This window comes from Magnetovibrio blakemorei, from assembly GCF_001746755.1.
GTDB lineage: Bacteria > Pseudomonadota > Alphaproteobacteria > Rhodospirillales > Magnetovibrionaceae > Magnetovibrio > Magnetovibrio blakemorei.
This window is the reverse complement of record NZ_MCGG01000013.1, coordinates 1-11,815: the sequence shown is the minus strand read 5'-3', so window position 1 is coordinate 11,815 and position 11,815 is coordinate 1. Positions and strand designations below refer to the sequence as shown.

Sequence of the window (11,815 nt, the reverse complement as noted above, 5' to 3'; positions counted from 1 at the left end):
GGCTAGATATTATGTTCGCACAGCTTTCGACGATTTTTGGTTACGTGGCGGGTGCCGTCATTTTTATTGCCACCATATTCATGTTGCGGGCCATTTTCAGCGGCCCCAAAAATGATAACAACGACACCCCCAAAGACTAAACTCAGAACCAACCTTATAGACCGCTCGGCCTAAAGACCGCCCAGAGCTGTGCGTAATCGCGACCAGCCATCATCGGTGCCGGGCAAACCAAACCGCAACCAGTTGGGCTGATAATCGAAGGTCCGCACACTGATGCCCGCAAAGCCAAGGGTTTCATAGACGGCTTGGGCATTTGGGCTGTCGACCAAACGATAAAGGTCGGTCCCGCCAACGACGTTCAAACCCGCTCCTTGCAAAATCTCATCCATCTGCAAAGCATCCGTTTTGAGACGCTGACGGGTCGCTTCAATCCAGTCTTGATCGTTCAGGGCTTGCGTGCCCGCCCACAACGCCGGACCGGACACCGCCCACGGCCCCTGCTTTTCAGACAATCGCTCCGCGATGTCCCAAGTCGTGACGGCAAAGCCCAGGCGCACCCCTGCCAAGCCAAAAAACTTACCGAAAGAGCGCAACACCACCAGACCGTCACAGCCCGCATGGGGGGTGACGCTGAGCGACGGCATAACATCGGCAAACGCCTCATCCACCACCAAAAGCCCGCCGCGGTCATGCAGTTCGCCCGCAAAAGCCAGCAGACCCTCGACCGACTGAGTGCGGCCATTGGGATTGTTGGGGTGCACCACCACACCAAAGGGGGCGGTGTGCGCCGCTTGGGCGCAAATGGAATTGACCGCTTCAACGGCGTGCCCCGCAGCAGCCCACGCCGGGGCGTGCTCCCCATATGTAGGGCTTAAAACGGTGACATCCGACGGCGCAAAGAGGGTCGGAACGGATTGGATCAACGCCTGGGTGCCGGGACTGGCGATGATGGCGGCGTGATCCGCAACGCCGTAAGCACGCCGGGCCGCCGCCAAAAGTGCGTCCAAGTCCGCTTGCAAAGGCAGCCGCGCCATCATTTGACTTGGCACATCACCCAAGGGATACGGAACCGGGTTGATGCCGGTGGACAAATCCACCCAGCCGTCTTTGGGCACCCCAAATCGCGCCTCGCCCCCCTTCGGGTCGCCGCCGTGTTGAACAGGAGCTTTGAGGCTCGATCTGATCGCATGTGAATCCATGCCCCCTGACTTACCAGATCAGGGCAGAGTGTGCGAGCAAAGATCATGAGCCGCCGAGAAACACGACCTAAAGGCTCGTAAAGTGCCAATGCTGTGCTAAAGTCTGCTCATGGACAATGCGCATATGATTGAAATCGCCTTGGTCGCCTTTACGACCTTTTTCGCCACCATCGGCCCTGTCGGTGTGGCGGCGGTGTTTGCCGCGTTAACCCACAGAAACACTCCACCTCAACGCCGCACCTTGGCCTTGAAGGGGGTGCTGATCGCCACCGCCATTTTATTGTTGTTTGCCGTGTTTGGCGAAGCCGCCTTAGCACGTCTCGGCATCAGCTTGGCGGCCATGCGTATGGCGGGTGGGATTTTGCTGTTGCTGATCGCCATCGACATGGTGTTCGCCCGTCAATCCGGTGGCAACTCCACCACCGAAGGCGAAACCGCTGAGGCTAAAAACAAGCAAGATATCTCCGTCTTTCCCCTGGCAACCCCGCTGATTGCCGGGCCCGGTTCCATGGGGGCCGTGGTGTTGCTGAGCGCAGAAAGCAGCGGGGATTTCCTCCACTGGGCGATCACCGTCGGTGCGATGTTGAGCGTGTTGCTCATCACCTTAGGTCTGCTGTTGATGGCCGGGCAAGTGCAGAAGGTTTTGGGCCTCACCGGATTGAATGTCATTTCCCGTGTTGTTGGTGTTTTGCTGGCGGCGCTGTCCGTGCAGTTTATGTTTGACGGCTTGGCTTCCAGCGCACTTTTTTCGTAAAAAGCTCGATTTTTATGCCGTTCCAGATATTACTTAATTAGCAAAAACTTCAACACATTGATCTGCCACATGCCTTAGACGTTTTACGTCCGACAAATAACCGCTAAAATATATCCATCAATAATCTCAAAGGGACACCTCGACCCCTGTCGGTGATATCGTCACCACTATGGGCGTAACGAGTGTGGGGGAGTGTTTATGCTGTCATTCGAAGACCTGCACATGCAGAACCATCAAATCGCAGAATTGGCGAAAACGTTGTCCTATTTATTTCAGGATCGCGAGATGTGTGATTCCGGCATCACCTGTGAACTGTTTGAGCGCTATCGCGATAAGTTCGACACGCACATGAGCCACAACAAGCAGATTTATTCGGAACTGTTGAACAACAACGATGGCACGACTCGCGCCATCGTTGGACGTTTCATAGAAGGCGAAAAAGAAATCAAGCGTCTGTTCAAAAAATATGCTGAAAAGTGGTGTAAAAAGGGTGGCTTACGCATTGCGGATCATGCTGAATTCGTGAAAGAAACGGATAAAATGTTCGACCTTGTGTGGAACCGTATTCAAGCGGAAAGCGAGCAGCTTTATCCGCTGGCCCGCAAGCAAGACACCGCTGCCTAACGCCATAGGCGCAACATGAGTTCAGTGCTCCAGGTGCCAAAGACATCTAGGCTTTACCGAAGAGGACCATAATCCTCCGTATACTGAATGCTGTTTTGGTGACAACCATCAAAACACGACCCCCCACCTGAAATGGAGCCCCACATGACACATATCGTCGTTCTTGGTGCCGGCATCGGCGGCATTCCGATGGCTTACGAAATGAAGGAAAATCTGAAAAATGGTGAAAAGATCACAGTGATCTCCAACACCGATACATTTCACTTTGTGCCTTCCAACCCTTGGGTTGCCGTCAATTGGCGCTCGCGCAAAGACATCTGTATCGAAATGCCGAAGGTTTTCAAGAAAAAGGGCATCGATTTCATCTCATCTGGGGCCAAAAAAGTTCATCCCGACAAGAACCAAGTGGAACTGAACGACGGCACCAGCGTTGATTATGACTTCCTCATCATCGCCACCGGACCGGAACTGGCCTTTGACGAAGTTCCGGGTCTGGGGCCGGATGGTCACACCCATTCTGTTTGCCATGTGGACCATGCGGTCGCTGCGGGGCAGGCGTATGAAAAGTTCCTCGAAAATCCAGGCCCCATCGTTATCGGTGCGGCCGCAGGTGCATCGTGCTTTGGCCCCGCCCTGGAAATGGCGCTGATCATCGAAACGGACATGCGCAAGCGCAAAATCCGCGACAAAGTCAAAATGACCTATGTCTCGCCCGAACCGTATGTCGGTCACTTGGGTCTTGGCGGTGTTGGCGACACCAAGGGCATGGTGGAATCCATCATGCGCGAACGTCACATCAATTGGATTTGCAACGCCAAGGTCACCAAAGCCGAAGACGGCATGATTTACGCCACCGAGCACGACAGCAACGGCGCGCCGATCAAAGAACACGAACTGCCCAACGCGTGGTCCATGATCCTTCCGGCGTTTCGCGGCATCGACGCGGTCAAGGGCATCGCAGGCCTTGGCAATCCGCGTGACTTTATCATCGTCGATAAAAACCAGCGCAACCCAACCTTCAAGAACATCTTCTCGGTCGGCGTTTGCATCGCCATCCCGCCCGTAGAGGTCACGCCGGTTCCCACGGGGTGTCCCAAAACAGGCTTCATGATCGAAAGTATGGTCACGGCCACCGCGCACAACATCCGCGACATCATTGACGGCAAAGAGCCTTCCCATGTCGGCACCTGGAGCGCCGCTTGTTTGGCCGACTTCGGCGATGGCGGCGCCGCATTTGTGGCCGTGCCGCAAATTCCCCCGCGCAACATCAACTGGTCGTCCGAAGGCAAATGGGTGCACTTGGCGAAAATTGCGTTTGAAAAATATTTCTTGCGCAAAATCCGCAAAGGCATCAGCGAACCGGGCTACGAAAAACACATGCTGAAGCTGGCTGGATTAAGCCGCCTCAAAAAAGGCTAAGTCCGCTTTGCCTCCACAGCCTTTAAATGCCGGGCACGTATCGACGTGCCCGGCATTTCTACGTGTTTGGCATTTTTCTTTTCTTCTGGCTGAATTCCATGCTACACCCCGCTCATGACTGACATGGAAACACCTGAGGGCAAATCGCCCGCTAAAGACGACCCCGTCGCCGTCGCCATTCTTGGCGCGCTGGCGAACGTGTCTTCGTTGAGCTTCAAAGACATTGCCGTGCATATCGCGGAACATCGCAGACGCCCCAAAGACGGGCCTGAGTTGTGGAAGCGCTATTTGAACGCCGTGAAGCAACAGGCTGTGTTTTTGGCGCGCCAAGGCCGCGTTGAAATCATCCGCAAAGGCGAAGTTGCCGATCCCAATGATTTCAAGGGCATCGTCCGTTTGCGCCTCGCGCAGAAAAAACCCAAATAAGACCTGATTGCGCGCCCGTTACAGCCGCGCTGCTCAACGAATTTTCATGCTGAGAAGTTGTTTTTCGGCTTGTTCGACTTGAAAATTGTTCATTTTCTCGCGCAAATTAACCATTTTCCGTTGCGGGTCGAATTTTTTATTGATGGCTTTGGCCTCATCGCTCTTACGCTCGGCCAACTTCAACCACACGTAAGACATCACCAAATCACGCTTAATCCCCCAGCCTTCTTCATACATGGAACTGAGAATGTACTGGGCAGCCGGATGGCCTTGTTTGGCGGCACGCTGATAATATTCGATCGCCTTGCCATAATCATTTTCAACCCCGCGACCGTTGAAATGCAATTCGCCCATGCGGTACTGGGCCTCAGGATCGTTGTTAAAGGTTGCGGCCAAACGATAATATTTTGCGGCTAAAAAATAATCTTGGCGCACGGTGATGCCGTTGGCATACATCCAGCCCAATGTGTAACGCGCCTTTGCATGGCCCTGATCCGCCGCTTTTATCAACCAATTTAGGGTTTGCTGGGGATCTTTTTTGACGCCATCGCCGCTTTCATACATCTTCGCGATTTGAAATTGCGCCTCTGCATTGCCGGCCTCGGCTTTGGGTAGCAGCTCTTTAAACCGCGACACCTTCTTGATTTTATTGATCATTTCCGGAGTGATTTCAGGTTTTTGCCCCAAAATCCAATAGGTCGTTCCAGCCAAAAAAATCAAAGCAATGGTGGCAAACAACAATCGCTTCATGGCGCAGAAAACTTCAATTTATGTGAGGTGACGTCGGAATGTTTAGGGTCAAGCCCCCTAGTAAACGCCAACCGCCGGGTAAGGTCAATACGAAGAACCGACACGTTCATCTAAGCTGCGCGTCGCTTCGGGCACAGCATAACACGTCACGTCGCCAATGGTTGGGTAACAATGCACCGTGGGTGCCGGGTTGGGCTCGTCTTCTCGGCAATACGTGCGCCCCTGTTCGGTGCGCACGGTTGAACAATCCTTGTTGGCATAAAGAGAAACGGCGTGATCGGTCAGAGTTTTACCCGTTCCCATGGTGAGCGCCGTACTGACAACGGTCAATGTGCCGATTTTGTTGACCTGAGGACGCGACACATAGCCATAAATATTGCTGCAGGCCGAAACCAGCATCGTCACAGCTACAATCAAAATGACATTTTGCGTCCGCATGAAAACTCTAACTCCTACTCCAAGCCATACCCGCCTCATTGAAAAGCGCATAACCCAGCCTCACATTTTCCCCCAACCCAAGTTAATTTGGCGTTAATCTCAAGACTGTTCACTGTGGATATATGGCGCGCGCCCCATCCACGGCGCACAAAAACGAAAGGACAAACCATGGCCGTCCAACCACCCCTTTGCGATTTTGGCTGGAAAGCCATCGGTTTCGACCTGCCTGGCGTTGACGGCAAAACCCACACCCTGGCCGACATCCAAGGCCCAAACGGCACCTTGATCATTTTTATGTGCAACCACTGCCCCTATGTTTTGGCCGTGTTGCAAAGATTGATCCGCGACGTCAAGGATTTGCAGGCTTTGGGCATTGGCGTTGCGGCCATCAATGCCAACGACCCGGCGCAGTATCCGGAAGACTCATTTGACAACATGGTCCGCATGGCCTCTGACAATGGCTTTTCTTTTCCCTATCTGTTTGATGAAAGCCAAGAGGTCGCACGCGCCTACGGGGCCGTGTGCACCCCTGATTTTTTTGGCTTTAACGCCGATTTGGGACTGCAATATCGTGGTCGCCTGGATGCTTCGCGCCGTGAAACCGGGCCGGAAGATGCGAAGCGAGAACTCTTTGAGGCCATGCAAATGGTCGCGAAAACCGGACAGGGACCCAGCGATCAAATCGCTTCCATGGGCTGTTCGATCAAGTGGCGGAACGAAGATTAAGCCTCATTCTCACCTTAACCATTGAAATCATTTGATTTTTGTTGCATTTTTGAGCGTTTGCCATCGCCCGCGTGCTTGTTTATGTTTGCGGGGCTTGCCCAAGACGTTTGCGTGAGCGCGATAAACACTTTTTTATGCTGGAGAAACCCGTGGCCGACCACACTGAAGACGCCCTGATCCGCGAAGTTAACGACGAACTGCGCGAAGAACAAATGATGAAGCTGTGGCAGCGCTACGGCGGGGTTTTGGTGGTCGTCGCCATTGTAATCGTGGTCATCGTCGCGGGCTACCAGGGTTGGAAAGCTTATGATATTTCCACCCGCACCAGCGAAGGCGGCCGCTTCCAAAACGCCCTGCAACTGGCCCAGTCCGGTGACACGGCGGCAGCGCTGAGCGCCATGAGCGCCCTGTCGAACGACGCCGCAAGCGGCTACGGCATGTTGGCGCAATTTCAAGAAGCGGCGCTGCTGAACAAACAAGGGGACGCTGTGAATGCGGCGTTGCTCTACCAAAAAATCGCCCGCGAAAACATTGGCAACGTGGCCTTTTCCGGCCTGGCCAACATTTTGGGGATTATGGTTGAGATCAACGCCGGGGGCTATGACCCAAAAGCATTGGAATTCCGCCTGACGTCCATCGCCGATGACGTCCACCCTTACCGCTATAGCGCCCGTGAACTTCTGGGGATCATTGCTCTTGAGGCTGGAGACAGCGAAAAAGCCAAGGCGGCGTTCACAAACTTGTCCAATGACGACACCGCCCCCAAAGGTCTGCGCGAGCGGGCCAAAAACCTTCTGCAACGCCTTGGTGCATAACAGGGGCGCATAACGCGGCTGACATAACGAACTTTGGCGCGACATCATATATTTAAAGGGAAGACCGTTTCCGTGAACAGCATCCGCATCCTTACCCGAGTATCCACCGTGGCGATTTTGGTCATGGGACTAAGCGCCTGCGAATCATGGATGGGCGGCAGCGAAGCCCCGCCTCTTCCAGGTGAGCGCATTTCCGTGCTCAAACACGAAAGCGCCTTGCAGCCTGAAACGACTTTGGAAACGGTGGAAATTCGTCTGCCCGCCCCCTCGCCCACACCCGACTGGCCGCAAAGCGGTGGTTACGCCAATCACGCCATGCACCACATCTCGGCCGCACCGCAGTTGTCGGAACGGTGGAGCACCGATATCGGCGCAGGCGCCAGCGCTGGCGAACGCCTAACCGCAACCCCCATCATCGCCGATGGTCGCATTTTCACCATGGATACCGACAGCGACGTCAGCGCCTTTGATGCCGCCAACGGCAAGCTGTTGTGGCGCACCGAGCTGACCCCTGACGAAGAAGACGATGGGCACATTCCCGGTGGTTTGGCCTATGAGAACGGTCGGGTCTTCGCCGGTACCGGGTTTGCCCAGGTGATCGCTCTGGACGCCGCCAGCGGCCAAATCGTGTGGCGCAAAGCCGTGAGCGGTCCGGTACGATCCGCCCCCACCGCGCGCGGTGGCCGTGTTTTCGCCGTCGCCTTGGACAACAAACTGCACGCCTTATCCGCCTTGGACGGTAGCTTGCTGTGGACCCATTCTGGATCGGCCGAATTGGCGATGCTTTTGGGCGCAGCCAGCCCCGCCGTCGATCAAGGCGTGGTTGTGGTGCCTTATACGTCCGGTGAATTGGCTGCCGTGAAAGTCGATAACGGTCGCCAATTGTGGTTGGACAGCCTGACGACCCGTCGCCAAACCGACGCCACAGCAGCCCTGGCGCACATTCGCGCCAACCCGGTGATCGACCGCGGCATTGTCTTCGCCATCAGCCACAGTGGTTTGATGGTTGCCATTGATCTGCGCAGCGGCACCCGTCTGTGGGAAAAGAACATTGGCGGCCAGGAATCGTTTTGGGTTGCGGGTGATTATCTGTTCACCCTGACCGGCGATGAAGAACTGTTGGCGATGGAACGCAACACCGGCCGCATATTGTGGGTGCGCTCATTGCCGCGCTGGGACGATATCGACGCCCGTGAAGGCGCCATTGTTTGGACCGGCCCCTTGTTGGTCAGCGACCGTTTGATCGTTGCCAGCTCCAGGGGCGTCGCCATCGCTATTTCTCCGTACACGGGGGATATTCTCGGGTCTGTGGAAATGCCCGACGGCGTCTCCGTCCCGCCGGTCGTTGCCGGTGAGACGGTCTATTTCCTCAGCGATGACGCCACCCTAACGGCCTATCGCTAAGCCCGTAACGCTCTTTAAACCAGACGCGCATCAATCCTATATTTGGAAAAGCGCGTAGGAACAAAAAAACAAATGACCTTAACCGTCGCCATCATTGGCCGCCCCAACGTGGGCAAATCGACGCTGTTCAACCGACTGGTGGGCAAACGCGTGGCGATCGTTGACGACATGCCGGGCGTTACCCGTGATCGCCGCGAAGGCGACGCCACGCTCAGCGATTTATCCTTTCGCATCATCGACACGGCGGGTCTGGAGAACGTCCACGATTCCAGTTTGGAATCGCGCATGCGCGAACAAACCGAAGCGGCTTTTTTGGAAGCCGACGTCGCCTTGATGATGATCGATGCGCGCACCGGCCCCACCCCGGTGGACGAACATTTTGTCCAATGGCTGCGCCGTCACAAAACCCCCGTCATCTTGGTCGCCAACAAATGCGAAGGCGCTGCCGGGCAATCGGGATTGCTGGAATCTTATGCCTTAGGGCTGGGCGAGCCGGTACCATTGTCGGCGGAACACGGTCAAGGTTTGGTCGATCTTTACAACGCCCTGCGCCCGTATGCGGATTTGGCCAAAGAACAAGCCAGCTGGAAGCGCAAGCAGCAACAAAGAACCGAGATTCTGCCCAACGTCGACAGCGGCGAAGAAGGCGATGACGACCGCATCTTGAACCGCCCCATCCAGTTGGCCGTGGTTGGCCGCCCCAACGTGGGCAAGTCAACGCTGATCAACAAATTGTTAGGATCGGAACGCCTGCTCACCGGGCCGGAAGCGGGCATTACCCGCGACGCCATCATGGTGCCATGGACCTACAAAGAGCGCGAATTCAACCTCGTCGACACCGCCGGCTTGCGGCGACGCGCCAATGTATCGGGAAAAATCGAAGCCCTATCGGGTGCGGAAACGCGGCGCACCATCGACTTTTCCCAAGTGGTGGCCTTGGTGCTGGACGCCAACGACATGTTGGAAAAGCAAGACCTGACCATCGCGCGCAACATCATTGAAGAAGGCCGCGCGTTGATCATTGTGGTCAACAAGTGGGACCTGATCACCAACTCAAAGGAAGCGCTCAACAAACTGCACGACCGCATGCAGACGTCCCTGCCTCAGGTGCGCGGCATTCCCGTGGTTACGGTCTCGGCCAAGACGGGCAAGAATCTCGATAAGATCCTCGACGCCGTGCTCGACGTGTTTGAAGTGTGGAACCGTCGCGTTCCAACCGCCAAACTGAACCGCTGGCTGGAACACATCTTGGAACACCATCAGCCGCCACTAATCTCAGGACGGCGCATCAAAATCAAATACATCACCCAGCCCAAGACCCGGCCGCCAACCTTCGCGCTGTTCGTCAGCCACGCCAAAGGCCTACCGGAATCCTATGTGCGCTACATGTCCAACGCGTTGCGTGAAGACTTTGAACTGTGGGGCGTGCCGCTGCGCGTGGTCGTGCGCAAAGGTAAAAATCCGTTTGCTCAGGACTAAGCCAAGGACGCATAACGGATTGGTTTAAGATCGCCTGCGTTTGATCCAAGCAGACAGCACTTGCATGCCTTTTCATATAATTGCATGACATTAAATACGCTCATAATGTAAGAATTGGCTCGACATCAATGCAAGTCTTGGAACAAATTCAGATCGATGAATAGTTTACTGAAAACGATAGAACGACCTATTGCCATCCATATGATGGTGTTGGCTCTGATCGTTGTGTATTGGTCTATCCGCATGTGGGGATTCAGCGCTCTCGGTGCAGATGAAGCGGAACAAGTGCTGTTTGCGCAATCCTTTCAGTGGGGTTATGACGTCGCCAACCCACCGCTCTACACCTGGATTCTTTTGGCACTGTTTTCCATATTTGGAAAAAGCATAGGCCTCACCCTCGCCTTTAAATTAATTATTTTAGGCGCAATCTATATAGCTCTTTATCAGGCCGCTAGAATTAGCCTCGGCCCGGAACGGCGTTTGGATGCTGCCCTCGCCGGGCTCTCCCCCCTATTGATATTTTTTGTGTCGTGGAATTCCATTTTTGTCTACAGCCACGCCCTCCTCAACGCGCTGTTCGTTATCTTTACGTACATTGCCGTTTTAAAGGTATCTAAGGAAGGCAAGTGGCGTTGGTATTTAGCCCTTGGCTTATTAATAGGGCTAGGGCTGCTCACCAAGTATTCGTATGCGATGTTTGTTTTTGGTCTTCTGGGGGCAAGTCTGACGATTTCCGATCTGCGCCGTTTAATCGTGTCACGTCGCATGTTGATGACACTGGCCGTCGCGAGCCTGGTGCTATTTCCTCACGTCTTATGGCTTTTCGATTCGTTGGAACAGATTAAGTTGACCACAGCTTTCAAGCTGCAAATCACAAATGACGTGCCCTATCTAGAAGGTGTGGGAAAGGGGCTTTGGAACATCATTCGCGCCCTGTTTGCCTTCATGTCGCCGTTGTGGGTTTTGCTGTTACTGATCTTTCCTGTATTCATCAAACCACCCAAAAATCCACAAGGCCCGTCTCTTGAATCGGTCCTGCTAGGACGTACATTAATTTTGATCTTAGGCCTCATGGCCGGGATGGTTGTGTTTGGTGGCGTCACCCAGTTTCGTCCGAATTATCTATTTTTGATGATTTTATTTCCCCTATGGGTGTTCACACGCATACCTGCAGAATCCATCGCCAGCCCTCGGCGTAAAGTTTATGCGGCCCTGCTGGTTTCAGCCGCAATTCTGTCCGTCGCGGGACTTTCTGGCAAAGCCTTCTATGACCCTCTGCGCTGTAGAAAGTGCCAATACCTTGTGCCTTTTAAAGAGATTGCACGGGAACTTGAAAACCGTGGATTTACCGGAGGCACCTTATTTGGCTCCATCTACCCGGTTCCATTGGCGGGAAATTTGGCGCTGTACATGGACAATGCTCGTGCCGTTAGCCTCAAATTAGATCGTGTCCATCGCACTGCAAGACCTCCTCTGCAATCCACGCCCGGTCAATGCCTTGTCGTGTGGATGGCCCCGGAAATGCACGGACCCATCACCAAAAATATGATTTCAGAACTGGTTCACAACTTCGACGCAGATATAGACCCCGCATCCGTACCGACGCGCCTGAGTTTCCCATTTCACCGGGCCCCCAACAAAAATGTATTGATTGATTACATCCTCCTTGATCCCGGTTCCGGCCGTTGCAAATAGAAAACAACGTCCATCGCCTCTGGCTATAAAGATAAGTTTCAGGCCTTTTCCATTTCAGCCTGAAACAAACCTGATTCCTGAGACGC

Annotated in this window: 13 protein-coding genes; 10 read left to right on the top strand and 3 right to left on the bottom strand. The window is 54.3% G+C overall.

What is annotated here, in order from left to right; translation table 11 throughout:
• The first annotated feature begins 11 nt into the window (after positions 1-11).
• Positions 12-140, top strand: a complete 129-nt coding sequence (locus tag BEN30_RS19085) for a hypothetical protein (protein ID WP_281201822.1) — start codon at positions 12-14, stop codon at positions 138-140.
• Between the two features lie 30 nt (positions 141-170).
• Here BEN30_RS19085 and cobD read toward each other — a convergent pair whose 3' ends face one another.
• On the bottom strand, positions 171-1,199 hold the full coding sequence (gene cobD, locus BEN30_RS04395; protein WP_069957131.1) for a threonine-phosphate decarboxylase CobD: 1,029 nt from the start codon (positions 1,197-1,199) through the stop codon (positions 171-173).
• 124 nt (positions 1,200-1,323) lie between these two features.
• Between cobD and BEN30_RS04390 the strand changes: the two genes are divergently transcribed.
• From BEN30_RS04390 to BEN30_RS04375, 4 genes are all read left to right on the top strand, one after another.
• Positions 1,324-1,953: a MarC family protein gene (locus tag BEN30_RS04390; RefSeq protein ID WP_069957203.1), complete on the top strand. Its 630-nt coding sequence runs from the start codon at positions 1,324-1,326 to the stop codon at positions 1,951-1,953.
• A 198-nt stretch (positions 1,954-2,151) separates the two neighbouring features.
• The gene (locus BEN30_RS04385) at positions 2,152-2,577 is read left to right on the top strand and encodes a hypothetical protein (protein WP_069957130.1); all 426 of its coding nucleotides are present in this window, start codon (positions 2,152-2,154) and stop codon (positions 2,575-2,577) included.
• A 144-nt stretch (positions 2,578-2,721) separates the two neighbouring features.
• A complete protein-coding gene (locus BEN30_RS04380; protein WP_069957202.1) occupies positions 2,722-3,996 on the top strand; it encodes an NAD(P)/FAD-dependent oxidoreductase in 1,275 nt (424 codons plus the stop codon).
• Positions 3,997-4,119: 123 nt separating this feature from the next.
• Positions 4,120-4,422, top strand: coding sequence for a DUF3253 domain-containing protein (locus tag BEN30_RS04375; RefSeq protein WP_245648986.1), 303 nt, complete (start codon positions 4,120-4,122; stop codon positions 4,420-4,422).
• A gap of 33 nt (positions 4,423-4,455) precedes the next feature.
• Here BEN30_RS04375 and BEN30_RS04370 read toward each other — a convergent pair whose 3' ends face one another.
• Positions 4,456-5,172, bottom strand: coding sequence for a tetratricopeptide repeat protein (locus BEN30_RS04370; protein ID WP_069957128.1), 717 nt, complete (start codon positions 5,170-5,172; stop codon positions 4,456-4,458).
• An 84-nt stretch (positions 5,173-5,256) separates the two neighbouring features.
• Positions 5,257-5,610, bottom strand: coding sequence for a hypothetical protein (locus BEN30_RS04365; RefSeq protein WP_139134846.1), 354 nt, complete (start codon positions 5,608-5,610; stop codon positions 5,257-5,259).
• A 168-nt stretch (positions 5,611-5,778) separates the two neighbouring features.
• On the opposite strand from BEN30_RS04365, the gene BEN30_RS04360 reads away from it, so the two are divergent.
• The 5 genes from BEN30_RS04360 (at position 5,779) to BEN30_RS04340 (ending at position 11,729) form a co-directional block, all read left to right on the top strand.
• Complete coding sequence (locus BEN30_RS04360; protein ID WP_069957201.1) at positions 5,779-6,336, top strand: thioredoxin family protein; 558 nt, start codon at positions 5,779-5,781, stop codon at positions 6,334-6,336.
• A 149-nt stretch (positions 6,337-6,485) separates the two neighbouring features.
• On the top strand, positions 6,486-7,151 hold the full coding sequence (locus BEN30_RS04355; RefSeq protein WP_170826950.1) for a tetratricopeptide repeat protein: 666 nt from the start codon (positions 6,486-6,488) through the stop codon (positions 7,149-7,151).
• 72 nt (positions 7,152-7,223) lie between these two features.
• On the top strand, positions 7,224-8,555 hold the full coding sequence (locus BEN30_RS04350; protein WP_245648985.1) for an outer membrane protein assembly factor BamB family protein: 1,332 nt from the start codon (positions 7,224-7,226) through the stop codon (positions 8,553-8,555).
• A 72-nt stretch (positions 8,556-8,627) separates the two neighbouring features.
• Complete coding sequence (der, locus tag BEN30_RS04345) at positions 8,628-10,034, top strand: ribosome biogenesis GTPase Der (RefSeq protein WP_069957124.1); 1,407 nt, start codon at positions 8,628-8,630, stop codon at positions 10,032-10,034.
• Between the two features lie 156 nt (positions 10,035-10,190).
• Positions 10,191-11,729, top strand: coding sequence for a glycosyltransferase family 39 protein (locus BEN30_RS04340; protein ID WP_069957123.1), 1,539 nt, complete (start codon positions 10,191-10,193; stop codon positions 11,727-11,729).
• Positions 11,730-11,815: the final 86 nt, after the last annotated feature.